The organism is Arthrobacter sp. CAN_A6 (genome assembly GCF_015751715.1).
Taxonomy (GTDB): domain Bacteria; phylum Actinomycetota; class Actinomycetes; order Actinomycetales; family Micrococcaceae; genus Arthrobacter_D.
In genome coordinates this window covers 219,955-243,392 of sequence record NZ_JADOUV010000001.1, presented here as the reverse complement: position 1 = coordinate 243,392, position 23,438 = coordinate 219,955, and the positions used below count along the sequence as shown (strand labels likewise).

Sequence of the window (23,438 nt, the reverse complement as noted above, 5' to 3'; positions counted from 1 at the left end):
GGTCGGCGCCGGCGACTCAAGCGACGCTGCCACTGCAGGCATGGCACTACTCAGGAGTGCGAAGGACAGGACAGCCGAAAGAAAAAACCGGGACGGGGAAGCAAGGAACAAGAGATTCTCCAACGGGACATGGCGTGAACCCAGGCGAGTGAAATCCCGAGAAGACTACAGTCCTGTTACAGATGTGCAAGAAGTTCCTAACGTGAATCAGCAATCCTAGGGCTTTCTTGTGCGTATCCTTCGCATTCCCCGGCGCGGTCTCATTGACAAGAAGGTTCGTGGTGAACCGTTCCTTGGCCAGGGTGCGGGGCGCAACCCACTGGCCACGCCTAGGGTTCATCAGTGCGTATGCATGCACGTATCATGAGTGAACTCGTTCCTGTCAGATGGGCTCATTATGCTTTCTGTTCTGCGTCGCTCCACGTATCGCAATCTCTTCACGGCTCAGGTCGTTGCCCTGCTGGGGACTGGTCTACTAACTGTCGCGTTGGGCCTGCTGGCCTTCGACCTTGCCGGAGGGCGTGCCGGCGCGGTGCTCGGCACGGCTCTGACGATCAAGATGATCGCGTATGTGTTCGTCGCGCCCGTCATGGCAGCGCTTGTTGAGCGCCTGCCACGAAAAGGTGTTCTCGTGGGTGCGGATCTGGTGCGTGCAGGGATTGCCTTGAGCCTGCCGTTCATCGATCAGGTGTGGCAGATCTATGTGCTGGTGTTCGTTCTGCAGTCAGCGTCCGCGACTTTCACCCCGGCCTTCCAGGCGCTGATTCCGGTAGTACTGCCGGATGAAAAGGACTACACGAAGGCGCTCTCACTCTCACGGCTCGCGTACGACCTCGAATCACTTGTCAGCCCGCTTCTGGCGGCAGCCTTGCTGGCCGTGGTGTCGTATACCAACCTGTTCGTCGGCACGATGGCGGGCTTCCTCGTGTCCGCGGCGATGGTCCTGGCTACCAGATTGCCCGGAATTCCGGCCTCTGAAAATCCGGGATCTTTGATGCACCGCACAACCCTCGGTACCCGGATCTTCCTGCGCGAACCAATCCTGCGCGGGCTCATGGCCCTCAACCTCGTGGTCGCCACGGCTACAGCCCTCGTCCTGGTCAATACCGTCGTCTATGCACGCGACCTCTTCGATGGATCAAACACCGACGTCGCTATCGCCCTGGCGTTCTACGGTGCCGGGTCCATGATCATCGCGTTCATCACGCCTCGGATCCTCGAGCACACCCCCGACCGGACCTTCATGCTCGTTGGCGGCACACTCCTGCCCGTGGGACTCCTCGGTGCGGCCGTCATCGCCGCAACGAATAGTTCCTGGGCACTGTTCCTGGGCCTCTGGGTCGTCCTTGGAATCGGAACCTCGATGATCAGCACCCCATCCTCGCGTCTTCTGCGCCGGGTCGCCACCGACAGCACGCGAAGCTACCTCTTCACTGCGCAATTCTCGCTGTCCCACGCCTGTTTCATGCTCACCTACCCCGTTGCCGGGTGGGTAGGAGCCGCAGCAGGCCAAACTGCAGCGGCCCTCGTCCTCAGCGGGCTCGCCCTTGCCGGAACCATCGCGGCCCTCATCATGTGGCCCTCGACGAAGGCACTTCGGCCGACTGAAGCACCAGTGGCACCCCGGAGTGCGAGCAGCGAACGGTAACGTAGTGATTCCATAAAGGACCGGTAGGGGAAGTGGTCAGTATCAGCGAACGACGCAACGCCCGAACTGCCGCGTCCCCTCCAGCCACGCCTTCGGGCGGGTCGGCCGGCGGGCCCAGCCTCGTTCATCCGATCGAGCCGGACAGCCAGCGCCTTGAGGCCGGCGCAGCGACCTTCCGGATGCTCGCTGATCCCACCCGGCTACACATCCTCTGGCTCCTCACCCAGGGACCGGCCGACGTCGGAACCCTCGTCACTGCGACCGGAGCCAATCGCACCGCTGTCAGCCAGCACCTGGCTAAACTCCGGCTCTCAAATCTGGTGTCCACGCGCAAAGTTGCACGCAATATCGTCTACAGCATTATCGACGGACACCTCACCCGCCTGATCCTCGAGGGTGTCAATCACGCGGATCACCGCGTCACGGGCGAACCAACCCACGAATAGACCCGGATGACAGCGCGGGCCGTCGCGTCCGCGCCGGATGCAGCGGCGACGGATGTTCACCGGGTTTGCAAAAAGGGGACGTACTTCTTGTAGAATGTTCCTCGTGAGGCCCTGACCGGCTCGGGCGTTTTCCCCCATTTCTCCCGCCCGGTCAGGGCCTTCTTTCTGTTCCCGGCCCATTCAGACCGGCCAGCTCGTTCGTGAGATTGGAGCGGGCAGTATCCAGCCACAGCCGTTGCGCGCGCTGGGTGCGATACAGCGGGTCTATTCCCAGCAACCCCCGAACGACGCCGGCACGTCCTGGAATGAAGTCGGCATCCGGCACGGAAGCGTATTCCTCCCGGATGGCGGCGACATATCGCGCGTAGTCCGGGGGTGAACCTCCGAGCACCGCGAGATCGGCGTCGCACAGCAGTTCACCTGAGCGGTCGTCCGTGGCAGGTGAATGGGAGATGGTCAGGAGGACAAGCCGCTGGACTTCGGCGGTATCGTCGGCGGAAAGGCCGCCAAGGAGCTTCCCCGCGAGCGCTGCGGAATTGCGTTCATCACTCGCCACCCCCTGGTACACCGCGTCGTGGAACCACGCAGCCAGTTGCACCGAGCGGCGGATGGTGGCGTCGTCGTCGTCGTCGAATAAGGCATCGAGTGCCTCGAGGACCGCGAGCAGGTGAGCATAGGTGTGGTATTTGCGGTGCGGCTCGCCCCACCGGGCAAGGAGCTCCTCACCGACCTGCCCAGCGCCGGCCAGGTCGGTGGACGCTTCATTCCACCGCAGGAGGAGGGTGCGCCGGAGGCGCCCGGGCCGCCGCCGGGCAGGAACCCGCAACCCGCTGGCAACAAGCAGGCGTACCAGGTCCCCTCCCTCCACTTCCTTTGCGCCGCGCCGGACAAGATCGCGGTAGCGGCGGGCCGGGACGTCATAGTGATCCAGGTCGAAGGCTCTCGGTCCTATGCCCGCCGCCGAGGCGAACGAGTGGAGTTCCTCGAGGGAGGAATCCGAGACGAGGTGGGAGAACACTGTTCCGTGGGCAGGCCAGCGCGGGGGGTCAATGAAAACGGCCATGCCCGCAGTTTAGGCGGCGGCCACCTATATACAGGCAGGGGTGCGTGTGCCATTCTTCCTAGTGGCACCATCCAAACTCACAAATCCGGACTTCATCGGGGCAGTCATGAGCACTCCTGGTACGAGCACCACCCTCCTTGCCATCGGCACCAAGAAAGGATTGTGGCTCGCCACCAGCAACGACCGGCAGTCCTGGACTCTTTCCGAGCCGAAATTTCCGATGCAGGAGGTGCCCAGCATCGGCATCGATACCCGCGGCGGTCGGACGCGCATTCTGGTCGGCAGCATGTCCTGGCACTGGGGCCCCTGCATCGTCCACTCCGACGACCTCGGTGAAACCTGGACGGAGCCACAGGAGGGCGGCATCAGGTTCGATGCCGGAGACGACGCCGCGCTTGCACGCGTCTGGCAGATACAGCCCGACGCCGAGAACCACCCGGGGGTCGTCTGGGCCGGCTGTGAGCCTATCTCCGTGTGGAAGTCGACCGACGGAGGCGAACACTTCGAGCTGAACCGGGGCCTGTGGGATCACCCCCACCGCTCCGAGTGGGGCGCCGGTTTCGGGGGTGCCGCCGCCCATACCGTACTGCCCAGTCCGGCCGACGATACCGTCCACGCAGCCATGAGCACCGGCGGGGTCTACCGCTCGGTCGACGGCGGTGCTTCCTGGGAGCCGCGCAACAGCGGTATCTCGGCCTACTTCCTGCCCGATCCCCAGCCCGAATTCGGGCAGTGCGTCCACAAGGTGGCACGGGATGCCGAGAACCCCGACCGCCTGTACGCGCAGAACCACCATGGGGTCTACGTGTCCGAGGACTCCGGTGATACCTGGCAGTCCATCGCGGACGGGCTCCCCTCCGACTTCGGCTTCGTGATGCTTACCCACCCCCGCCGCGGCGGGACCGCCTGGGTGATTCCGTTGAAGGCCGACGGCGAACGCTTCCCTCCCGACGGCAAGCTCGCGGTCCACAGGACCGACGACGCCGGCAACACCTGGCAGCAACTGGACCACGGCCTTCCGCCTCTTGAATACAACGCGGTGCTGCGCGACGCCGCCTGCGTTGATACTGCCGAGCCGGCCGGCGTCTATTTCGGCACGCGGGGTGGAAGCGTGTACGCGAGTCCCGACGAGGGTGCCACGTTCACCGAGGTGGCCTCCCACCTGCCGGACGTGCTCACGGTGCGCGCCGCCGTCGTCGCCGGGTAGCGCCCGATGACCGACGGCACTGTCACCGTATTGATTCCCACCCTGCTGCGGCGGTTTCTGAACGGCCGAAGCGAGGTCCCCGTGGAAATCAGCGGACCCACCACTGTGGGACACCTGCTCGACAGGGTCGGAGACGGCAAGCCCTTGCTGAGCCAGCGGATCCGCGATGAAACAGGGAGCTTGCGCCGCTACGTCAATATCTATGTCGACGGCGAGGACGTGCGCGGACTGGACCTGCTTGACACTCCGGTGAATCCCGGCGACACGGTGATGATTATCCAGTCGGTGGCGGGCGGGTAGATTGAGGCGATGGAACCAGGAAACACCCCCTTTGACCCTGACCATCCGGGTGTGCAGTCCGAGGAGGCGCTGAACTCCCTCATCCGGCGCGTCGAGGGGGAAATCGCGGAGTTGCACTTCGAGCGTTTCTCCAACAATGACGCCATATCTCTCGGGATGCGCCTCGTGGACCTGGGTACCGACCGTGCGCTTCCCATCGCCGTTGACATCAGGCGGTCCGACCACGTGATTTTCCATGCCGCCCTCGACGGCGCAACCCCTGACAACGACCTCTGGCTGAGGGCCAAGAGCCGCACGGCAGCAAGGTATGCAATACCCTCACTCCTCGTCGGACTCCGTGCGCGGCTGGGAGGCGGACGTGCCGAGGACAATCCGCTGTTCGACACGGCGATCTATGCAGCACACGGCGGCTCGTTTCCCTTCTATGTCCATGGCGCAGGCCCGGTGGCCACGGTGACCGTTTCGGGACTGCCGCAGCTTCAGGATCACAACCTGGTGGTCGAGGCATTGAGGCTCCACCAGCTCGCCACAGGTTAACCGCATGATTCTCTGAAGATCGGGAGTTGAGGTCCGGAAGACACCTCCGCGCTTTATGATGAGTTTCATCGCACGGTCTCACGCCCTAAGGATTTCCCAACCGCGAGTTGGTTTAGTAGGTGCAGGCGGTCTCCCACAGGTGAGCGCCAGGACATTGGCGGGGTACAACGTCTTTTTTTCTCCTTCGCGGGGAAGTTTATGGAGATCGTAATGACAAAGTTTTGGCCGTTTGCCGGCACTCGAAAAGCCGCATGGAACAGTCGGGTTGCCGCACGATCAGGCCTCAGCGTGTTCATTGTTCTCGCCGCGGTCTCCACCTCCGGCTACCAGAGCCCAGGATCGACCCCGCAGTTGCACAGCGTAGGCAGCGCCTCGACCGGGGGCAATGCGCATTCCTCCGGTATCGACAAGGACCCCTCCTCGGACCTCGCAGGACGCGGCCTTCTTGCGCCACGTGGTACGTTGGCGGGCGCCTCTGATCCCGCGAGCCCCTTCGGTGACGACTCCGTGCCACCGAAGGCCACGCCAACGGAGAACCGTTTCGAGATCGTCCGGGCTCGAAGTGCCCATACCCTCCTCGCCAACTCGTCCACGGAATCCCTGCAGGTCGAGAGGCCGGCCGCCGGCACGCTGGTGGCGCCGCTTCGGCAGCTCAACCCGAGCTCGTCCTTCGGTCTCCGCACCAATCCCCTCGACGGTTCCCCTGGGGAGTTCCACTGGGGCCTGGATTTCGCTGCATCTTGCGGAACAATTGTCTTCTCCGCCGATGCCGGAGTGGTCACTTCAGTGGGGTGGCACGCGGGGGGTGGAGGCAACCGCGTCGAGCTGGACCACGGAAATGGGCTGGTAACCACCTACAACCACCTGGAGAGCATCTCGGTCAAGAAAGGCGATGCGGTGAATGTGAGCACCGCCATCGCCAAGGTCGGAACCACCGGTTCCTCCACCGGCTGCCACCTCCACTTCGAGACAATTCTGGACGGCACCTATGCCGACCCGGAAAACTGGAGGCTCGTACCCGTCGGGGAGCAGAACTACCGGCCCGGTCCCGTCGTCGCCGACTATGCTCCCGGGTTCGCCCCACGACCGGAACTCGTACCCGTCCTGGCGCCGGTATTCAGCAACCGCTTCGATAATCCGCCAGTCCGCCAGCCCGCCCCGCCCGCCGAGGTAGTCCAGGCCGGCCCGCTTTCGCCGATGCCGGCGCCGAAATCGACAACGCTGAAGGACCTGACGCCACCGCAGACTCCTTCTGTCGAGGAGAAGCGGAATTCCGGATCTCCGTTGACGACAACCCCCTCCCCGCTGCAGAAACCCGTCTTCGATCCGAACCCTTCCGAGTCGCCGGCGTCGCCCTTCTCACCGTCCTCACCCGACACTCAGAAGCCCTTTTCACCGTCCTCACCCGACGCCCTGAACCCCAAGTCGACCACGCCGTCCTCACCCGACGCCCTGAACCCCAAGTCGACCACGCCGTCCTCACCCGACGCCCTGAACCCCAAGTCGACGCCGTCGAGCGACCCTGCTCCTCCACATTCCACATCGCCGTCGAGCGACCCTGCTCCTCCACATTCCACATCGCCGTCGAGCGACCCTGCTCCTCCACGTTCCACATCGCCGTCGAGCGACCCTGCTCCTCCACGTTCCACATCGCCGTCAAGCGACCCTGCTCCCTCAGCTGAACCCGCACCGTCGCCGAAGCCGCCGGCCGAAGTGAAGCCGGTACCCACGCCGGCTCCGGACCTGTCGCCCACTCCGACCCCAGCGCCGACCCCAGTACCTAAACCGGTGCCTAAACCGGTGCCGAAGCCCGTCATGCCGACACCGACGCCGGCGCCACCAGTCGCTGAAACCACTCCAGCTCCAGCACCCGCACCCGCACCTGCACCAGCGCCGGAACCAGCACCCGCACCAGCGCCGGAACCAGCACCCGCACCAGCTCCCGCACCCGCACCCGCACCAGCCCCGGAACCAGCTCCAGCACCGGAACCAGCTCCAGCACCGGCGCCCGGGGTCGGCCCTGAATGCACCACAGTCCCGCACGGACCAAGTGCTGCACCGTCGGTTGATCTCCCTGCGCCGTTGCTCGACGCACTAGGCCAAGCTCTAGAACCACCGCCCTGCGATGAAACGCCTACTCCCGGGGGCCCGGAATTGCCGCTCCCGGTCGCCCCAGGGATCAAGGAACCCACTGCTTGACCTTCTCGGTGAGAGCGCAATTCCTATGGCGTTGCCTTGAACCCGATCAGCTTGTGGGTGCCGTCGCAGTATGGCTTCAATGCCGAGGCTCCACAGCGGCATAAGGCAACAGTTTTGCGTCTTCGCGGGAGCGCAGCACCGTCGGGGTCAACGAGCTCATAGTCGCCGCGCACCAGAAGCGGGCCGTCGGGGAAAGCCACGATCGACGCTCCTGCCTCGTTCAGGAGGAGTGCGTCGTCGTCGGTCTGGTCGTCCGGGGCCCTGGTCATACCGTCGATGCCGCCCCGGAACGAAGGAGCGCGGTTCTCCCACCGGCCCAGGCATCCATGATCTGGACGGTCATGAGTTCGTCGACGTGAAGCGCTGCCGCAGCTCCGAACAGGACGTCGCCCAGAAGTTCCGGTTCCGCTTCGACGAGGCCGCCCGCCATGTCCCTTGCCGCGATCTGCTCATGAACGGCGTCGGCCTCGACATGCTCGTCGAAGTACTCCCGCGCCTCTTCGCTGTATCCGTGGCGCTTGAAGCCCCGGGAATAGAGGCGATTCGGTTGTGATGACGTCATTTCATAGGCAGCGAGGTGACCTACTGCGGCACCGCGGAGGCGTCGGCTGAGGCCGAAAAGCGACATCAGGTTGTTCGAGGCAAGGGTGATGGCGGGGGTGGTGTCCAGATGGGCGCCATAGGTGTCGTCGATATTCAGTTCGCGGAGCGTTTTCGCAAACAGCGCCGAGTGCATGCGTGCCGGGCGACCGCCGCCATACTCGTCGGCCTGGATCTCGACCAGAGCCGCTTTCGCACGTCCGGCGATGCGCGGAATGGTGAAGGTGTGGGGGTCGGCTTCCTTCAACTGATAGATGGATTTATTGATGAGGAACTCGCGCAGCTGTTCGTCGGTCGCCTCCTTTGCCACGAACCGGGACATGCTCGGCCCACCAGCCTCACCGGTGATCCGAAAGAGCTCGCCGGCAACCGCTTCGCTCGTCGCCGCGGGCAGTTCACCCAACGCAACGTCCTGCCGAAGCCGTTGTTCCATTGCCGCCGCGATCTTGCTCCTCGCCCCGATGAGGCTCGGGTTCCACTCCCAATCTGTGCTCGCGCCGTCAATGCCGCTGTAGTGAAGTTCATAGAGGCAGAACAGGGTCAGTTGCAGGTCGTCGTCGAAAAGGAGGTCAGGGGTGGATTCCAGTGCCTCGTCCACGGCATCCGACAACCCTGCGAGGGCCGCACCCCCGGTTTCAGGGCCGGTGATAATGCGGAGAACCAGCTCACTGACGGGACCGCGTGCTGAAGGTTGCTTCATCGAACGCTCTTTCTGATCGGCGAGGTGTCTGGCCATCGGGCCAGTAGTAAGCATACTTCGCTTTGCCGCTCGGCCGCATTGGCCAGGAGGGCGGCCGGTTAAGTGGAACTGCCGGCCTGGCCCTCCCGGAATCGGGTGGGCCAAGCCCGCAGTCGGAGGAAACGCGCGACCTAGACCCGGTCCGCCGTGCGGTTGCTCTTCTTCGACAGGGCGAGTGCCAGACCGATCATGCCGACACCCAGGAGGAGGTGCAGCCAGTTGTCGGCGTTGTTGAGCGGCACGAAGTTCGCAGCGGACTCCATGTCGATGAACAGCCCATACAGCCAGAGCACGAGATAGATTACGCCGCCACCCAGGAGGAAGGCCCTTGAGCCCGAAATGGACTTCGCCATTGCCAATCCGGCGACACCGAACAGCAGGTGGACGATGTTGTGCAGGATCGAGACCTGGAAGAGGCCGAGCAGCAACGCTCCGGATTCGTGTCCCGCGAAGGACATCTGGTCATAGTTGCTGGTGATTCCGGGAACGAACCCCAGGATGCCGACAAGCAGGAAGACGGCACCCACGGCCTGCGCGGCCTTCTGGATCGTCGTCTTACCGTGGTGTGTGGCCTGATGTTGTCATGTCATTCTCCTTACAGCTACTCGCGGTTCAGTTTGTCCTGGATGGTTCCCGCAGCCTTCTCTATGACATTGGGATCTCGGTAGTTCCGTAGAAGCGTGCGTCCGGGTGGGTTGGTGGGGGCATGGGAGCGCTTGTCGTTGGTCCATCGTGATAGGAGAACTCACCATAGCCGTCGGGTGTCGGGCCGGAGGCCCAGCCGCCCTCGGACGCCGTCGAACCGTCCGAGAAGTTGAGGTACTGGTAGGACACTGAGCGCTCTTCCTTCTTGAGGGGGAAGTTGCTCGGGACCGGCATCAGTTCAAGTTTCTCCTCCTGCAGTTCACGCGCCGCAGCAATCCACTGGTTCTGGTGCATGGTGTCCCTGGCGAGAAGGAAGGACAGCATGTCGCGGATGCCGTGGTCGTCCGTCATGTGATATAGCCGCGCCACCTGAAGGCGCCCCTGCATCTCGGCGTTGGCGTTCGCGGTGAAGTCCGCGAGCAGGTTCCCACTTGCCGTGATGTAGCTACCCTGCCACGGGTTGCCCATGCTGTCGGCGGCGCGGGCCCCTGCCCCGGCAACGATCGCCTGCTGCAGGTCGGTTCCACCGACCACGGCCGCAACAGAAGGATCGGACTGAACGGCGTCCTCGGTGATGCCAAGGGGTGCCTCCTCCAACAGTTGGGCGATCATCGTGGCGAGCATTTCCACGTGACCGAACTCCTCCGCGCCGATACCGAAGAGCAGATCCCGGTACTTGCCCGGAATGTGGGCGTTCCACGCCTGGAAGCTGTACTGGAGGGCCACAGTGATTTCGCCGTACTGGCCGCCCAGCACCTCCTGCAGCTTTCGCGCATAGACCGCATCGGGCTTGGCCGGACTTGCCTTGTACTGGAGTTCCTGTTTGTGAAAGAACACTGATGAGTACCTCCCCCCGTCTTGTGGTCCGGTCACCATGAGTCCCAGTCGTCGAGGCGAGGTGGAACTGGCCCTCATTTGTCGACGCTAACGCCCTCGACACCGATTTCGGTAGATACTAAGCTCACTTATTTAGAACTTGCAATAATTCGGGAAGAGCTTGCGGGTTTAAACTAAGCATGCTTAGCTTTGGAGATAAGTCCAGCAAAACATTGCAGGACGCACGCATCGAGAACTCGATGGAACGTCCGTTTTACCGGCAGAATCAACGTAAGGAACGAACATGACTACGCAGAATTGGCCACAGGATCCCCTGGTTCCATCCACTACCGGCAACGGGTTCGAGACCACTGAGTTCGGCGCGACGGGAACTGGCAGCGCCGGCAACGACCAGTCGAAGACCTCGGCCGCCAAGGACCAGGCGAAGAACGTCGGCAAGGAAGGCGCGGGCGCTGCGAAGAACGTGGCCGGCACCGCCGCTTCCGAGGCGAAAAACGTTGCAGGAGAAGCAAAAGCTCAGGCAAAGGGACTGCTCGGCGATCTCGGAGATGACATCAAGAGCCAGGCGGGGACGCAGCAGCAGCGGGTCACCGACGGCATTCGCGGCATCAGCGATGAGCTGAAGTCCATGGCCGACAAGTCAGAGAACCCGATGGTCGCCAAGATCGTGCACCAGGTTTCAGACCGCACCAGCTCGGCAGCAAGCTGGCTCGAGGGACGCGACGCGACCGATATCCTGAATGACGTCAAGGGCTTTGCACGCCGCAAGCCCGGGACTTTCCTTGGGCTCGCCGCGGGAGCGGGCGTTGTGGTAGGCCGGCTGACCAAGGGGCTCACGGGTGGGGCATCCCAGGGTTCGGACCAGTCGCCCAAGACCGGGCAGTCGACGGGAACCTACGGTACCGACTCCTATGCAACGAACACCTATGTGACTGACACCTCCAGCACGGGCTTGACCGGAACCGGCTATGGGGCGGGTACCGGCCGTGGAAATCACGTAGCTGACTCAGGCCCCGCCTTCGTCGATCCCGCCGTCGAATACCCCACCATTCCCCCGGGCACCCCACCCGTCGGAACTCTTCCGGGAGAAAGGGACCTGCGCTAATGAGCGAGGCATACTCGGGCGGCGCCCACCCCGCTGCTCCACCACCCCCCTCTGACGCCGAAGTTCTGGCGGCCAATCATTCAGTGGGTGAGCTGTTCAGCGAAACGACCAAGAACCTTTCGCTCCTGATGAGGCAGGAGGTGGCGCTCGCAAAGGCGGAAGCCACCGAGTCGGCCAAGAATGCTGGAAAAGGCGCCGGCATGTTCGCCGGAGCCGCAGTCGGCGGGCACTTCGTGCTCCTCTTCCTGTCGATCGCCCTCATGTGGGGTCTCGGCGCGCTGATGCCGCTCGGTTGGGCAGCAGTAATCGTCGCCGTGATCTGGGGCATCATTGCTGCAGTCCTGGCATCGATGGGCAAGAAGGAAATGAAGAAGGTCAAGGGCCTTCCCCAGACTGCCGAAACCGTCAAAGAAATTCCGCCGACACTGAAACCAGGTGAAGAAAGCCGATGAGCCAAACTCCAGAAGAAATCCGCGCTGACATTGAGCGCACCCGCCAGGAACTCGGCACTGATGTCGACGCCCTTGCGGACAAGGTCAACCCGGCCAACATTGCACACCGTCAGACCGAAAAGGTAAAGACCAGTTTCAGCAACGTCAAGGACACGGTAATGGGCAAAGCGGAAGATGTCGTAGACAGCGTCAAGGGCAAGGCTCACGACGTCAAGGACACGGTTTCGGACAAGGCCGGCGACGTAAAGGGCTCCGTCCATGACAAAGCCGGCCACGTGAAGGGCTCCGCGAAGAACAAAGCCGGCAACGGCAAGGGCTCCGCGAAGAACAAAGCCGGCCAGGCCAAATTGAAGGCGCAACACGCTGGCCAGGCCGTGCAGGATGCCCCCCGCGAACTCAGCTCGAAGGCTGCGGGAAATCCTCTGGCAGCAGGCCTCATCGCCTTCGGCGCCGGGCTGCTGGTGGCATCGATCATTCCCGCCAGCCAGAAGGAAGCGCAGGCTGCATCCGCGCTCAAGGAACAGGCTGCACCCCTCAAGACCGAACTGACCGATGCTGCAAAGCAGATCGTAGAGGACATCAAGGAGCCTGCACAGGAGGCCATGGCATCGGTCAAGGAGTCTGCAACCCACTCCGTGCAGAATGTCAAGGATGAAGGCCAGCAGGCCGCCTCCGACGTCAAGGACAAGGCGCAGGATGCCACAAGCCAGGTAAAGAGCCAGTAGAAAGCTGGTAGTCAGCGAAAGGCGACAGGGCCCTCGGAGGGCGCGGAATACGAAGTGTTCGGCGCCCTCCGTTCGCTCAGCCACCATGGCTGTGGCGGGAGTACCTCATAGAGCAACCAAAATTAATGCTAAGCACGCTTTGCATCGAGTACTAAGTGTGCTTAGAGTAGATACCGGTGGTCCTTTGGGGGGAAGACTTGCATCCCGCCCCCGCTGACCTAGCAGCCAGGAATTCGAAGCCCCAATGAGACAACTCAGAAGGAGAAGCACATGATCACGCAGAACAATATCGACACCATGCTCAGCAGCGGCGGCAACGTCATTGGATCAGATGGTGACAAGATCGGTTCGATCGGCCAGGTCTACCTGGACGACCAGACCGGTGAGCCCAGCTGGGTGACTGCGAAGACAGGGCTCTTCGGAACCTCTGAGTCCTTCATTCCCCTGCAGGGAGCCGACCTCGAGGGCCACGACGTACGCGTGCCGTACTCGAAGCACCAGGTCAAAGACGCTCCCCGCGTCGATTCAGACGGTAGCCTGAGCCCCGAGGAAGAAGAACGGCTGTACCGCCATTACGAACTCAGCGGCAACGGTGGCCGCACCGAAACCACCACCGGCACGTCCAACACGAGCGGCCTCGAGACCGCCGGCGTTGGCGGCATCGGCGGCACTGACCGAGACAATGACCTCGACCTCGACGCCAGGGGAGGACGCCACGAGGCGGACCTCACCTCCGACAGGGACCGCGGAACCGTCGGACACGACACCTCCGGGCCCACCACCGACGACGCCATGACCCGCTCGGAAGAGCAGCTCCGCGTCGGCACCGAGAACCGCGAGGTAGGCCGGGCCCGCCTGCGCAAGTACGTGGTGACCGAGAATGTTACCGAGACCGTCCCGGTCAGCCGCGAGGAAGTCCGGATCGAGCGCGAGCCCATCACGGACGCCAACCGCGGCAACGCCATGGACGGCCCCGCGATCAGCGAAGAAGAGCATGAAGTAGTTCTTCACGCGGAACGCCCTGTCGTCGAGAAGGAGGCCGTTCCCGTTGAGCGCGTCCGCCTCGACAAGGAGACAGTGACCACGAACGAAACCGTCAGCAGCGACGTGCGTAAGGAAAAGATCGAAACGGACGATGTCGACGTCAACGACACCGACCGCAGGACGCGATAACCCGTCCTGATATGGAAGGCCCGGAGCTCGCAGCTCCGGGCCTTCCTTGTCTACGCCGGACGCGCGGCAAGGCACCATGAAGCGCTGCACGAGCCCGCCCGGGTTACCCGGGAACAATAATAAGTAGGCTTCCTATTTCTGTTCGGACTGTCTACAGTGGGTAACAGGAAAAGAACATCCGCGAAATATTTTGAGGAAGGAAATGCCACAATGCCGGAGTTGAATGAATGGTCCACGAGCCGCCTGCTTACGACAGCTGCGCGCATCGTCGAGCACTCCTGGAATGAAAAGCTCCTGAGCATCGGCATCACCCATGCGGGCCTTACGACGCTCGGGGTGCTCTCGCGCGAAGGAACCATGACGGGCGTCCGCCTGGCCCAGTTGGTGCACGTCCAGGCGCAGACCGTCGGGCGTACACTGGACCGGCTCGAGAAGCGGGGGCTCGTAACGCGGCTTCGCAACACCGCCGACAGAAGGAGCCAGCGCATCACGATCACCTCTGCCGGTTCGAAAGCACTCGAGCGTGCGCAGAATATCGAGAACGAACTGATGCCCGAGGACGGGCTTGCATCGCAGGATCTGCGTAAGCGCCTGGAGACCGTGATCAACGAACTCGGCCCGAACAAGATTCCTGCGGAAAAGGAATGACCCAGATCCTCCCGCAGCCCGTTCGAAGTCCCGGCGCTAGTATCCGCCGCCGTCGGACGCCATGTTGTTGAACCGTGAGTAATGGCCCTGGAAGCCGACGACGATCGTCTTGGTGGGGCCGTTCCTGTGCTTGGCAACAATGACATCGGCCTCGCCCGCGCGAGGTGACTCCTTGTCATAGACGTCATCGCGGTGAAGCAGGATCACCATGTCGGCGTCCTGCTCGATGGATCCGGACTCGCGCAGATCCGACACCTGCGGCCGCTTGTCGGTGCGCTGCTCGGAACCACGGTTCAGCTGCGACAGTGCGACCACGGGGACATTCAATTCCTTCGCCAGCAGTTTGAGTGCACGCGAGAACTCCGAGACCTCCTGCTGGCGTGACTCGACGCGCTTGCCGGACGACATGAGCTGAAGATAGTCCAGCACCACCAGCTTGAGATCATGGCGCTGCTTCAGGCGCCGGCACTTGGCCCTGATCTCCATGAGGGACATATTCGGGCTGTCGTCGATGAAGAGCGGTGCGTCGTTCATGCGGCCCATCGTGGTAGCGATCTTGCCCCACTGCTCATCCTTGATCGTTCCCTTGCGGAGGTCCTGGAGACCGATGGTTGCCTCGGCTGACAGGAGGCGCATGGCTATCTCGTTGCGTCCCATCTCCAGTGAGAAGAAAACGGTGGTCAGGTTGTGCTTGATGGCCGCGGACCGCGCCCAGTCGAGGGCGAAGGTCGATTTACCCATGGCCGGACGTGCAGCGACGACGATCATCTGGCCACCGTGGAGGCCCTGGGTAAGCTCATCGAGCTCGTAGAAACCGGTCGGCACACCCGTCATGCCCTCGCCCCGATGACCGGCCGACTCGATCTCGTCCACGGTGCCTTCGATGATGTCCTTGAGTGCAACGTAATCCTCGGCCGACCGGCGTTCAGCGACCGCGTACACCTCGGCCTGGGCTGCATTCACGAGGTCGTCGACTTCGCCGTCGTTCGAATAGCCGAGCTGCACGATCTTCGTGCCTGCATCCACCAGGCGCCGCAGGACAGCCCGCTCGCGGACGATTTCCGCGTAGAAACCGGCGTTCGCCGCCGTGGGCACCGACTGGATCAACGTGTGAAGGTACGCGGGGCCTCCGATCCTGGAGATTTCTCCGCGCTTGGTGAGCTCATCCGAGACCGTTACCGCGTCAGCCGGCTCTCCCCTCCCGTACAGGCCGATGATCGCCTCGTAGATGCTCTCGTGGGCGGGGCGGTAGAAGTCGGTGCCGCGAAGCACCTCGACGCAGTCGGCGATCGCGTCCTTGGACAGCATCATGCCGCCGAGGACGGACTGCTCGGCCACCAGATCCTGCGGAGGCGTCCGGGCGAAATCGGGGGTGCGGACGTCCTGCGGGGACTCGGCTTGGGCCAGTGACACGTAGGTGCCTTTCACTCATTAATCAATTCCCGGCGCAGCCGGGCTGCAGATGCAACAAGCCGGTCCGGGGCCTTCATGGATGGTTTACCACCCGGTACCCCCTATTCTCCGAGGGACCCTCCGCAACGGTAGCCGCGCAGCACCCCCGTGCAAAGCCGCGTGTCGACAGACCATGTGGATAACTTGTGGAGAGTACGGCGTGTCTTGTGCACAGGATGGGGACAACGCTGTGGACAACAAAAAAGTTCTCCGGAAATAGTGCTCCTGACGTGGGCAAACTTTATCCAGTGTCTGTGGAGGAAAAGTATTTTGAGCCAACCTTCATCCACAGGTTGCGTGTTGACAAGCGAATGAAGTCTCCTTCGTTAAACGTCCATCCATCAGGACGCCGCTTAAAGGACACTGCCCCCGCGGAAATCCGCGGGGGCAGTGTGTCGAGCCGAAGATGTGGGAGGACTAGCCTGCCACTACGTCGAGATCGATGACCGCAGCGACGTCTTCGTGAAGACGCACGTTGGCCTGGTACGAACCGACGGACTTGATGTGGGCGGGCAACTCCACCTTGCGCTTGTCGATGCGGCCGAGGCCGGCAGCCTCGACAGCCTTGGCGACGTCGTCGGCCTTGACCGTGCCGAACAGGCGACCGGAGTCGCCGGCCTTCACTGTCAGCTTGACCGGCTTCGCCGAAAGCGAGGCCGCCTGCTTCTGGGCGTCTTCGAGTGACGCGTGCTCGCGCGCTGCGCGTGCCGCCTTGATCGAATCGACCTGCTTCTCGCCGCCCTTGGTCCACATGAGCGCGAAGCCGCGGGGAAGAAGGTAGTTACGTGAGTAACCGTTCTTCACCTCGACAACATCGCCCGCGGCACCGAGACCGGTTACTTCCTGGGTCAGAATGAGCTTTGCCATGAGATGGGTTCCTTTCCCTTAGCCGCGGCCGGCGCCGGAGTAAGGCAGGAGCGCAACTTCGCGGGCATTCTTGATTGCCTGGGCGATCTTGCGCTGTTCCTGCACGGTTACGCCGGTGACACGGCGGGCGCGGATCTTTCCGCGGTCGGAAATGAACTTGCGCAGCAGTGCTACGTCCTTGTAGTCGATGACAGTAACGTCAGCGGCCTTCAAGGGGTTGGACTTTGGTTTGGGCTTACGGAGTTCAGCCTTAGCCATCGTGGTGCTCCTTATTCTTGTGGAGCCCGCAGAACGATTCTGCGGGATGGGAACTACTGGTCAGCGGGTGACCATCGCGGGGGCCCGGAGTCGGAGCCGTCCCGCACCTAGAAAGGGGGCTCGGAATCGGCGCCGTTACCCCAGCCCTGCGAATTTCCGCCTGCGGGTGCTCCCCAGGGGTCATCTGCCGGCTGCTGGGCCTGCTGGCCACCGCCCCAGTTCGGGCTGGAACCCGACCCGGAGTTTCCACTGTTGTTGCCGCCGAAACCTCCTCCGCCACCACCACCTGAGCGCTGGGTACGGCTGACCTTCGCGGACGCATAGCGCAGGGATGGACCGATTTCGTCCACCTCGAGCTCCATGACAGTGCGCTTTTCGCCTTCTTTGGTGTCGTACGATCGTGACTTCAGGCGGCCCTGGGCAACCACGCGGGTTCCCTTGGTGAGCGTCTCAGCAACGTTCTCCGCGGCTTCACGCCAGACTGATGCGCGGAGGAACAGCGTTTCGCCGTCCTTCCATTCATTGGACTGACGGTCGAAAGTGCGTGGCGTCGAGGCGATGGTGAAGTTCGCCACCGCAGATCCCGACGGCGTGAACCGAAGCTCAGGATCGTTGGTCAGATTGCCAACAACCGTAATGATGGTTTCGCCTGCCATGGTGCCTCCTTGGGTCACGTCCCGCAGGAGCGGGTTTGTTGAGTACTGAAAGAACCGCCGGAACTATTCGGCGGAAACCTTCTGCTCCTCGGGGCGGATGATCTTGGTACGCATGATGGTCTCGTTGAGGCCAAGCTGGCGGTCAAGCTCTGCTGCCACGGCGGGCGTTGCGGTGAAGTTGACCACGGCGTAGATGCCTTCGGTCTTCTTCTGGATTTCGTACGCCAGACGGCGACGTCCCCAGATATCCACCTTGTCCACGGTGCCGCCGCCAGTGCGGACGACATTCAGGAACTTCTCGAGTGTTGGGTCGATGGAGCGTTCCTCGACGTCGGGGTCGATGATTACCATCAATTCATATGCACGCATGTGTGAACCCACCTCCTTTGGGCTGAACGGTCGCGGTCTTTCCGCAACAGGAGGTTCTTTAGCGTAAATCCGGCCGGTACGCCTGGAATTTCCCGGGCGCTGATCCAGCACAGACCTGTCAATACTACCGGAAGTCGGCGGCAGGTCGGAAACCTGTGGACAGCGGCTAGGCCGTGCCGACGAAGAACGCCCGCACCGCGGCGGCCAGATGCGCCGGATCATCCACGCCGCAGAGTTCACGCGCCGAATGCATGGACAGGAGCGGGGTTCCGACGTCCACGGTGCGGATACCCAACCGAGTGGCGGTGAGGGGTCCGATCGTCGAGCCGCAGGGCATTCCGTTGTTCGACACGAACTCCTGGTAGGGCACCCCGGCCGCACGGCACAGCCGCGCCCAGTACGCCGCTCCGGGAGCATCGGTGGTGTACCGCTGGTTGGCATTGATCTTCAGCAGCGGTCCGCCGTTCAGGACCGGGTGGTTCGCGGGATCATGGCGCTCTGCGTAGTTCGGGTGCACCGCGTGCCCGGCGTCGGCTGACACACAGAACGACGCCGCCAGTGCCCGCATCCTTTCCTCCACACCGGCACCGAGGCCGCCGGAGATCCGCAGCAGGACGTCCTCGAGGAACGGTCCGCTGGCGCCGGAGCGGGAGCCGCTACCCACCTCCTCATGATCGAATGCAGCGAGCACCGCGATCGGCGCCCCTGCGGTCTCCACTGAAGCCGCCTGAATCAGGGCGACCAGGCCCGCATGCACCGAGGTGAGGTTGTCCAGGCGGCCGGAGGCGAAGAACTCACCGTCGGCACCGAAGACCCGCGGTTCCTGCGTATCGGCGACCACGACGTCGAAACCTCCGACACTGGCGGCGTCCAGCCCGCACCGCTCCGCCAGCAGGCCGAGCAGATCCGCTTCCACCGGTGCACCGAGACCCCAGATCGGGTTCATGTGGTGCTGTTTGTCCAGCGACAGCCCGTCATTGACCGCGCGGTCCAGGTGGATGGCGAGCTGGGGAAACCGGAGGAGGGGACCCGTGGAGACCAGGTGCTCTTCGCCGTCGTGCGTGACCAGCCGACCGGCAAGCGCCAGTTCGCGGTCGAGCCAGGAGTTGAGCAGCGGACCGCCATAGACCTCCACACCGGCTTGCAGCCATCCGTGGCGACCGGTGGTCGGCTTCGGTTTGAGCTTGAACGACGGTGAATCCGTGTGCGCTCCGAGGATGGCGAATCCCGTGACCGGTGTCGCGCTTTCCGGCACGATCCATGCGATGAGCGCGCCGTCGCGGACCACGAAGAAGCGGCCCGGCCCGGCAGACCACGCGTCCGGTTCGTGCAGTTCGAGAAATCCCGCCGCCGCGAGCCGCAGTCCTCCCTCGCGCGCTGCGTGGAAACTCGATGGGGAGGCCGAAACATAGGCCCCGAGGTCGGCAATGTGCTGTGCTGCGGAAGACATAAGGTCGATTCAACCAGAGATGGACAGCACGGGGCGCCGGGGCACTGGTTGCACCGCGGATCCTCAGGCCCCGGCGGGGCCTGGAACCACGATCCCGTTCTCGTAGGCGAAGACCACGGCCTGCACACGGTCACGGAGGCCCAGTTTCGTCAGGATACGGCGAACGTGGGTCTTGATGGTCGCCTCGGACAGGAAGAACCGGCGCGCCAGCTCAGCGTTCGACAGGCCTTCGGCCACGGCCTCGAGGACTTCCCGCTCACGCGGCGTCAGTTCGGCGAACCGCGGATGGGGCTGGGCTGAGTTCGCCTGTGCCGGGGACAAGGAGCGCACGTAGGTTTCCAGGAGGCGCTGGGTGACGCGGGGCGCCACCACTGCATCACCGCTGGCGACGATGCGGATAGCGCGGACGAGATCCTGCGGCGCAACGTCCTTGAGCAGGAAAGCCGAGGCACCGGCCCGTAGTCCGGCGAACGCGTATTCATCGAGATCGAAGGTCGTGAGGATGATGACCCGCGCGCACGACCCCGAAGTCGTGATCCGTCGGGTTGCCTCGATTCCGTCAAGCTGCGGCATGCGCACATCCATCAGGACGACGTCGGGACGAAGGTCGGCAACGAGCCGTACGGCGTCTTCGCCGTTCGAAGCCTCACCAACCACAGCGAGGTCATCCTGGCCTTCAAGAATGAGCTGGAAGCCCATCCTCAGAAGCGGCTGGTCGTCCGCGAGCAGCACCCGGATGGTGCTGTCCTGTTGATCGTGGTCGGTCATCCTTTTCTTTCCCCCGTTGATTGCCCGATTCCGGGACCGTCAGCTGCACATCCACTACCCACCCACCGGCCACCCGCGTCCCACACTCGAGCGTTCCTGAATAGATCGCGGCACGCTCGCGCATGCCGGCAATTCCTTGGCCCGAGCCCTGCGAAACGGCCGGTCCCATGCTGCCCTTCCCGTCGTCGGCGATCCGGATGGCCACCTCGTTTCCGGTGCGGGCTATCGATACTTCGACCACAGTAACCCCCTTGCCGTAGCGCAGGACATTGGTCAGCGATTCCTGGATGATCCGGTACAGCGTCAATTGAAATGCGGAGTCGGCTGGTAACGCGGGTCCACTGATGAGGATGTGGAGCGGAAGCCCGGCGGACCGGAATCCTTCCAACAGCTGTGCCAGTGAACTGGAGGCGGGCAGTGGCTGGAGGTCCGCGCCACTCGACTCCGTACGCAGAACGCCCAGTACGCGCCGCATATCAGCGATGGCGTGGCGGCCCGTTGCGGAAAGCTCCCCGAGGACCGCCTGCGCCTTGGCTTGGTCCCGGGTCATCACGACGGCGGCGCCGTCCGACAGTGCCACCATGACGGTCAAGGAATGGGCGACGACATCGTGCATCTCCCGGGCAATGCGGTTTCGCTCCCCCGCAGACGCCAGCTCAGCGTTGCGGCCCGCCCACTCGCGGAGCTCGGTCTCATGGGCGCGATCGCGGCGAACGGTGATTCCGATACCCGCCGAGATCGCCAGGAACAACACGACGATACCGCTGACCAGCCAGACGAGCCCCGCCGGTTCCCCCATGATGCCGGATGGAAGGACGAACAGGCCGCCTGCAGCCGGGATGCTCGCGGCGACCGTGGCGAGGAGCGTTGTGCGCAGCGGATGGCAGATCGCCACCGTGTACAGCGCAGCCCAGATGCCGATCGCCAAAGTGACAACGCCCTGTGAGAAAAACAGCGTGACGGGCTCAAGGAGGCTGATCACGGCCAGGACCAGTAGGGGCCTGCTCCGCCTGAACATCAGGATGACCGCGGAAACAGCCACCGGAGCAAGTCCCGCTGAACCATCCCGAAGGCCCACACCAGGAAGGACGTTCGGTAGCGTGAGAATCAGGAATCCGAGAACGACGGCGGCGTCGGTGATGCGCGGATGCCCACGGAAGAACCGCCGGATCGGACCGAGACGGCGTGCATTGAGTTCGGTGAAGGAGACTGCAGCCGTTCGTTCCGCAGTCTCCTTCACCGAAGGAGTGCCGCTCATGAGGTTGGTTCCATGCAGCGAGTTTAAGGGCGCCGGGGCACTAGATGTCCCGCTTCTTCGTGACGATCAGGGACACGAGCAGGAGGAGGACGGCCCAGGCCGCCATGACGAGCCCACCCTCGAGCTGGGTGAGGGCGTCCTCGGCTGTTGTGATTGCCACCAGTTGAGTGCCCGCGGAACCTGGAAGGAACCGCGCGGCGTCCGGAATCCAGTCGGCGAGGCCGGAGATGAGCTGGACGATGATCGGTAGGACGAAAAAGATTCCGACGGCGGTCACCACACCGCCGGCGGTGTTGCGCATCAGTGTTCCGATCCCCATGGAGATCACCGCGACCAGAGCAAGGTAGGTACCCGTGTTGATGATGCTCGCTGCAACTCCCTCTTCGCCAAGGGAGAAGTCCAGGTTCTGCGGGCTGAGGAGCGGCTGCGCGACCAGGTACGAGATGAGCGCCGCGAACGCACCAACCACCAGGGCCACGAGGGCGATGATGAGATTCTTCGCGAGGAGAGCCGGAACCCGCTTCGGTACAGCCACCATAGTGGACCGAATCATTCCGGTGGCCCATTCGGAGGCGATGAGTACCACGGCGAGCGCTGCGATGAGCAGTTGACCGAAGACGATTCCGGATGACGGGACCGTCAATGAGTCGTAGCTGGGACTTCCCGGTCCTTCCGTCGGAGGCTGGAACTCTGCAGGGATGTCCTGATTGGAGAGCTGCTCCTGGAAGATTGCCTGCGACCAGGCGAAGAGTGCCGCAAGCCCGACCATGACCACCACGGTGGTGATCACCAGGATAACCGTCGAGGGGATCGTGGTGACCTTGATCCACTCGGACTTCAGGACCCTGCCGAAGTTGACCCCTGATCCGGAATCCTGAGCGTTTCGTGGCCGCTGCCCGGACGGGGCGGACGATGTTGTCGTTGCCATGTCAGTGTCCTTCTGCCTGGACCATGCCGGTGTTGTGCTGCGGGAGGTCATGGGACCGGTATTCGACTTCCGTCTGGGTGAGCTGCATATAGGCATCTTCAAGGGAGGCCTGGAGCGGTGTCAGCTCGTAGACGAGCACGTTCTCGCGCAGCGCCACCTCGGCGATCCTGCGCGCGTCCAGGCCCATGACTTCCAGCAGTTCGGGTTCGAGGAGTTTCGAGGAGACGCCGTCGCCCGCAATCGCCGCCAGAAGGTCCTGCGGGCGGGTGGCACGGACGCGGACACGTGCCTGGTTGTTTCCGTCGATGATGTCCTTGATGGGAGCATCGGCGATGATGCGTCCGCGCCCGATCACGATGAGGTGGTCGGCGGTCAGGGCCATTTCCGACATCAGGTGAGACGAGAGGAAGACGGTGCGCCCTTCGGCCGCGAGACCCTTCGCAAGGTGACGCACCCACTGGACGCCCTCCGGGTCCAGCCCGTTCACAGGCTCGTCGAGGATCACGGTGTGCGGGTCTCCGAGGAGTGCACAGGCGATGCCCAGGCGCTGGCCCATGCCGAGTGAGAAGCCGCCCACGCGCTTTCTGGCCACGGGGCCGAGTCCTGTCAGCTCAATGACATCCTTCACGCGACTGTTGGGGATACCGTGGGTTGCGGCCATGGCGCGGAGGTGGTTGTAGGCGGAGCGTTTTTTGTGGACCGCCTTGGCGTCGAGCAAGGCTCCCACTTCGCGCAGCGGTGCCTTGTGGTCGGCGTAGGGCCGCCCGTTCACGCTGACGTTTCCCGACGTCGGGCTGTCCAGTCCGACGATCATGCGCATCGTGGTGGATTTTCCGGCACCGTTCGGGCCCAGGAAGCCTGTCACCCTGCCCGGATGAACGGTGAAGGAGATATTGTCCACCGCGATCTTGGATCCATAGCGTTTGCCCAGGCCGTGTGCCTCGATCATTCCGGTTCTTCCCCTCGATATCGTCTGCATCAGGCGGACAAGCCGCCCTGTTGCAACTGTAGGCCGGGCAGATCCAGGAGTAACCGGCCCGGGGGATGACCCGGGGGGACCCTCCGTACCCCTTTGGGATGACGGTTTCGCCCGAAATGCCGAACCTGG

At 63.3% G+C, this 23,438-nt stretch carries 27 protein-coding genes and 2 pseudogenes; 11 read left to right on the top strand and 18 right to left on the bottom strand.

What is annotated here, in order from left to right:
• Nucleotides 1-397: 397 nt before the first annotated feature.
• Both IWX75_RS01190 and IWX75_RS01185 read left to right on the top strand, forming a co-directional pair.
• Nucleotides 398-1,648 carry an MFS transporter gene (locus tag IWX75_RS01190; protein ID WP_196820422.1) on the top strand — a complete coding sequence of 417 codons (1,251 nt, stop codon included), beginning with the start codon at nucleotides 398-400 and terminating at the stop codon, nucleotides 1,646-1,648.
• A 32-nt stretch (nucleotides 1,649-1,680) separates the two neighbouring features.
• Nucleotides 1,681-2,094: an ArsR/SmtB family transcription factor gene (locus IWX75_RS01185; RefSeq protein WP_442858934.1), complete on the top strand. Its 414-nt coding sequence runs from the start codon at nucleotides 1,681-1,683 to the stop codon at nucleotides 2,092-2,094.
• A 151-nt stretch (nucleotides 2,095-2,245) separates the two neighbouring features.
• Here the strand turns inward: IWX75_RS01185 and IWX75_RS01180 are convergent, their stop codons facing one another.
• The gene (locus IWX75_RS01180) at nucleotides 2,246-3,157 is read right to left on the bottom strand and encodes a DUF4031 domain-containing protein (RefSeq protein ID WP_196820421.1); all 912 of its coding nucleotides are present in this window, start codon (nucleotides 3,155-3,157) and stop codon (nucleotides 2,246-2,248) included.
• A 106-nt stretch (nucleotides 3,158-3,263) separates the two neighbouring features.
• Between IWX75_RS01180 and IWX75_RS01175 the strand changes: the two genes are divergently transcribed.
• From IWX75_RS01175 to IWX75_RS17575, 4 genes and pseudogenes are all read left to right on the top strand, one after another.
• Nucleotides 3,264-4,364: a WD40/YVTN/BNR-like repeat-containing protein gene (locus IWX75_RS01175; RefSeq protein WP_196820420.1), complete on the top strand. Its 1,101-nt coding sequence runs from the start codon at nucleotides 3,264-3,266 to the stop codon at nucleotides 4,362-4,364.
• A gap of 6 nt (nucleotides 4,365-4,370) precedes the next feature.
• On the top strand, nucleotides 4,371-4,664 hold the full coding sequence (locus IWX75_RS01170; protein ID WP_196820419.1) for a MoaD/ThiS family protein: 294 nt from the start codon (nucleotides 4,371-4,373) through the stop codon (nucleotides 4,662-4,664).
• 9 nt (nucleotides 4,665-4,673) lie between these two features.
• On the top strand, nucleotides 4,674-5,201 hold the full coding sequence (locus tag IWX75_RS01165; RefSeq protein WP_196820418.1) for a heme-degrading domain-containing protein: 528 nt from the start codon (nucleotides 4,674-4,676) through the stop codon (nucleotides 5,199-5,201).
• 198 nt (nucleotides 5,202-5,399) lie between these two features.
• Nucleotides 5,400-6,188: pseudogene (locus IWX75_RS17575) on the top strand (M23 family metallopeptidase); the annotation flags it as partial.
• 74 nt (nucleotides 6,189-6,262) lie between these two features.
• Here the strand turns inward: IWX75_RS17575 and IWX75_RS17570 are convergent.
• From IWX75_RS17570 to IWX75_RS01140, 7 genes and pseudogenes are all read right to left on the bottom strand, one after another.
• Nucleotides 6,263-6,580: a hypothetical protein gene (locus IWX75_RS17570; RefSeq protein WP_334684095.1), complete on the bottom strand. Its 318-nt coding sequence runs from the start codon at nucleotides 6,578-6,580 to the stop codon at nucleotides 6,263-6,265.
• Entirely contained in the window at nucleotides 6,581-6,955 is a 375-nt protein-coding gene (locus IWX75_RS17565; protein ID WP_334684094.1) for a hypothetical protein, read from the bottom strand.
• A gap of 59 nt (nucleotides 6,956-7,014) precedes the next feature.
• Entirely contained in the window at nucleotides 7,015-7,260 is a 246-nt protein-coding gene (locus IWX75_RS17560; RefSeq protein ID WP_334684093.1) for a hypothetical protein, read from the bottom strand.
• A 163-nt stretch (nucleotides 7,261-7,423) separates the two neighbouring features.
• A complete protein-coding gene (locus IWX75_RS01155; protein ID WP_196820416.1) occupies nucleotides 7,424-7,669 on the bottom strand; it encodes a CDGSH iron-sulfur domain-containing protein in 246 nt (81 codons plus the stop codon).
• Nucleotides 7,666-8,700, bottom strand: coding sequence for an iron-containing redox enzyme family protein (locus IWX75_RS01150; protein ID WP_196820415.1), 1,035 nt, complete (start codon nucleotides 8,698-8,700; stop codon nucleotides 7,666-7,668). Before IWX75_RS01150 ends, IWX75_RS01155 begins: the two co-directional genes overlap by 4 nt.
• A 170-nt stretch (nucleotides 8,701-8,870) precedes the next feature.
• Nucleotides 8,871-9,287: a DUF4383 domain-containing protein gene (locus tag IWX75_RS01145; protein ID WP_196820830.1), complete on the bottom strand. Its 417-nt coding sequence runs from the start codon at nucleotides 9,285-9,287 to the stop codon at nucleotides 8,871-8,873.
• 53 nt (nucleotides 9,288-9,340) lie between these two features.
• Nucleotides 9,341-10,221: pseudogene (locus IWX75_RS01140) on the bottom strand (manganese catalase family protein).
• Between the two features lie 283 nt (nucleotides 10,222-10,504).
• Here IWX75_RS01140 and IWX75_RS01135 point away from each other — a divergent pair.
• The 5 genes from IWX75_RS01135 to IWX75_RS01115 all read left to right on the top strand — a co-directional run bounded on the left by IWX75_RS01135 (nucleotide 10,505) and on the right by IWX75_RS01115 (nucleotide 14,324).
• A complete protein-coding gene (locus IWX75_RS01135) occupies nucleotides 10,505-11,326 on the top strand; it encodes a hypothetical protein (protein ID WP_196820414.1) in 822 nt (273 codons plus the stop codon).
• Nucleotides 11,326-11,778, top strand: a complete 453-nt coding sequence (locus tag IWX75_RS01130) for a phage holin family protein (protein ID WP_196820413.1) — start codon at nucleotides 11,326-11,328, stop codon at nucleotides 11,776-11,778. The genes IWX75_RS01135 and IWX75_RS01130 overlap by 1 nt, the downstream gene beginning before the upstream one ends.
• On the top strand, nucleotides 11,775-12,503 hold the full coding sequence (locus IWX75_RS01125) for a DUF3618 domain-containing protein (protein ID WP_196820412.1): 729 nt from the start codon (nucleotides 11,775-11,777) through the stop codon (nucleotides 12,501-12,503). Before IWX75_RS01130 ends, IWX75_RS01125 begins: the two co-directional genes overlap by 4 nt.
• 270 nt (nucleotides 12,504-12,773) lie before the next feature.
• Complete coding sequence (locus IWX75_RS01120; RefSeq protein ID WP_196820411.1) at nucleotides 12,774-13,676, top strand: DUF2382 domain-containing protein; 903 nt, start codon at nucleotides 12,774-12,776, stop codon at nucleotides 13,674-13,676.
• 210 nt (nucleotides 13,677-13,886) lie between these two features.
• On the top strand, nucleotides 13,887-14,324 hold the full coding sequence (locus IWX75_RS01115) for a MarR family winged helix-turn-helix transcriptional regulator (RefSeq protein WP_196820410.1): 438 nt from the start codon (nucleotides 13,887-13,889) through the stop codon (nucleotides 14,322-14,324).
• 36 nt (nucleotides 14,325-14,360) lie between these two features.
• Here IWX75_RS01115 and dnaB read toward each other — a convergent pair whose 3' ends face one another.
• The 10 genes from dnaB to IWX75_RS01065 form a co-directional block, all read right to left on the bottom strand.
• Nucleotides 14,361-15,737: a replicative DNA helicase gene (gene dnaB, locus IWX75_RS01110; RefSeq protein WP_196820409.1), complete on the bottom strand. Its 1,377-nt coding sequence runs from the start codon at nucleotides 15,735-15,737 to the stop codon at nucleotides 14,361-14,363.
• A 456-nt stretch (nucleotides 15,738-16,193) separates the two neighbouring features.
• Entirely contained in the window at nucleotides 16,194-16,643 is a 450-nt protein-coding gene (rplI, locus tag IWX75_RS01105; protein WP_196820408.1) for a 50S ribosomal protein L9, read from the bottom strand.
• A gap of 18 nt (nucleotides 16,644-16,661) precedes the next feature.
• Nucleotides 16,662-16,901, bottom strand: coding sequence for a 30S ribosomal protein S18 (gene rpsR, locus IWX75_RS01100; protein WP_005273147.1), 240 nt, complete (start codon nucleotides 16,899-16,901; stop codon nucleotides 16,662-16,664).
• A 107-nt stretch (nucleotides 16,902-17,008) separates the two neighbouring features.
• Nucleotides 17,009-17,557 carry a single-stranded DNA-binding protein gene (locus IWX75_RS01095; protein ID WP_196820407.1) on the bottom strand — a complete coding sequence of 183 codons (549 nt, stop codon included), beginning with the start codon at nucleotides 17,555-17,557 and terminating at the stop codon, nucleotides 17,009-17,011.
• 63 nt (nucleotides 17,558-17,620) lie between these two features.
• Complete coding sequence (gene rpsF / locus IWX75_RS01090; RefSeq protein ID WP_196820406.1) at nucleotides 17,621-17,926, bottom strand: 30S ribosomal protein S6; 306 nt, start codon at nucleotides 17,924-17,926, stop codon at nucleotides 17,621-17,623.
• Nucleotides 17,927-18,092: 166 nt separating this feature from the next.
• On the bottom strand, nucleotides 18,093-19,376 hold the full coding sequence (locus IWX75_RS01085) for a M18 family aminopeptidase (RefSeq protein ID WP_196820405.1): 1,284 nt from the start codon (nucleotides 19,374-19,376) through the stop codon (nucleotides 18,093-18,095).
• 63 nt (nucleotides 19,377-19,439) lie between these two features.
• On the bottom strand, nucleotides 19,440-20,144 hold the full coding sequence (locus IWX75_RS01080; protein WP_196820404.1) for a response regulator: 705 nt from the start codon (nucleotides 20,142-20,144) through the stop codon (nucleotides 19,440-19,442).
• Nucleotides 20,053-21,402 carry a sensor histidine kinase gene (locus IWX75_RS01075; RefSeq protein WP_196820403.1) on the bottom strand — a complete coding sequence of 450 codons (1,350 nt, stop codon included), beginning with the start codon at nucleotides 21,400-21,402 and terminating at the stop codon, nucleotides 20,053-20,055. Before IWX75_RS01075 ends, IWX75_RS01080 begins: the two co-directional genes overlap by 92 nt.
• A 40-nt stretch (nucleotides 21,403-21,442) precedes the next feature.
• Nucleotides 21,443-22,330: an ABC transporter permease subunit gene (locus tag IWX75_RS01070; protein ID WP_196820402.1), complete on the bottom strand. Its 888-nt coding sequence runs from the start codon at nucleotides 22,328-22,330 to the stop codon at nucleotides 21,443-21,445.
• Nucleotide 22,331: 1 nt separating this feature from the next.
• Nucleotides 22,332-23,279: an ABC transporter ATP-binding protein gene (locus IWX75_RS01065; protein ID WP_196820401.1), complete on the bottom strand. Its 948-nt coding sequence runs from the start codon at nucleotides 23,277-23,279 to the stop codon at nucleotides 22,332-22,334.
• Between the last annotated feature and the right edge of the window lie 159 nt (nucleotides 23,280-23,438).

Bases quoted from the DNA above. Each gene is read 5' to 3' on its own strand.
- IWX75_RS01165 (WP_196820418.1), top strand. From the start codon at position 4,674: ATGGAACCAGGAAACACCCCCTTTGACCCTGACCATCCGGGTGTGCAG.
- IWX75_RS01170 (WP_196820419.1), top strand. From the start codon at position 4,371: ATGACCGACGGCACTGTCACCGTATTGATTCCCACCCTGCTGCGGCGG.
- IWX75_RS01115 (WP_196820410.1), top strand. From the start codon at position 13,887: ATGCCGGAGTTGAATGAATGGTCCACGAGCCGCCTGCTTACGACAGCT.
- IWX75_RS01085 (WP_196820405.1), bottom strand. From the start codon at position 19,376: ATGTCTTCCGCAGCACAGCACATTGCCGACCTCGGGGCCTATGTTTCG.
- IWX75_RS01120 (WP_196820411.1), top strand. From the start codon at position 12,774: ATGATCACGCAGAACAATATCGACACCATGCTCAGCAGCGGCGGCAAC.
- IWX75_RS01150 (WP_196820415.1), bottom strand. From the start codon at position 8,700: ATGAAGCAACCTTCAGCACGCGGTCCCGTCAGTGAGCTGGTTCTCCGC.
- IWX75_RS01070 (WP_196820402.1), bottom strand. From the start codon at position 22,330: ATGGCAACGACAACATCGTCCGCCCCGTCCGGGCAGCGGCCACGAAAC.
- IWX75_RS01135 (WP_196820414.1), top strand. From the start codon at position 10,505: ATGACTACGCAGAATTGGCCACAGGATCCCCTGGTTCCATCCACTACC.
- rplI (WP_196820408.1), bottom strand. From the start codon at position 16,643: ATGGCAAAGCTCATTCTGACCCAGGAAGTAACCGGTCTCGGTGCCGCG.
- IWX75_RS01155 (WP_196820416.1), bottom strand. From the start codon at position 7,669: ATGACCAGGGCCCCGGACGACCAGACCGACGACGACGCACTCCTCCTG.
- IWX75_RS01095 (WP_196820407.1), bottom strand. From the start codon at position 17,557: ATGGCAGGCGAAACCATCATTACGGTTGTTGGCAATCTGACCAACGAT.
- rpsR (WP_005273147.1), bottom strand. From the start codon at position 16,901: ATGGCTAAGGCTGAACTCCGTAAGCCCAAACCAAAGTCCAACCCCTTG.
- IWX75_RS01075 (WP_196820403.1), bottom strand. From the start codon at position 21,402: ATGAGCGGCACTCCTTCGGTGAAGGAGACTGCGGAACGAACGGCTGCA.
- IWX75_RS01175 (WP_196820420.1), top strand. From the start codon at position 3,264: ATGAGCACTCCTGGTACGAGCACCACCCTCCTTGCCATCGGCACCAAG.
- IWX75_RS01190 (WP_196820422.1), top strand. From the start codon at position 398: ATGCTTTCTGTTCTGCGTCGCTCCACGTATCGCAATCTCTTCACGGCT.
- IWX75_RS01180 (WP_196820421.1), bottom strand. From the start codon at position 3,157: ATGGCCGTTTTCATTGACCCCCCGCGCTGGCCTGCCCACGGAACAGTG.
- IWX75_RS01130 (WP_196820413.1), top strand. From the start codon at position 11,326: ATGAGCGAGGCATACTCGGGCGGCGCCCACCCCGCTGCTCCACCACCC.
- IWX75_RS01080 (WP_196820404.1), bottom strand. From the start codon at position 20,144: ATGACCGACCACGATCAACAGGACAGCACCATCCGGGTGCTGCTCGCG.
- IWX75_RS01065 (WP_196820401.1), bottom strand. From the start codon at position 23,279: ATGATCGAGGCACACGGCCTGGGCAAACGCTATGGATCCAAGATCGCG.
- IWX75_RS01125 (WP_196820412.1), top strand. From the start codon at position 11,775: ATGAGCCAAACTCCAGAAGAAATCCGCGCTGACATTGAGCGCACCCGC.
- rpsF (WP_196820406.1), bottom strand. From the start codon at position 17,926: ATGCGTGCATATGAATTGATGGTAATCATCGACCCCGACGTCGAGGAA.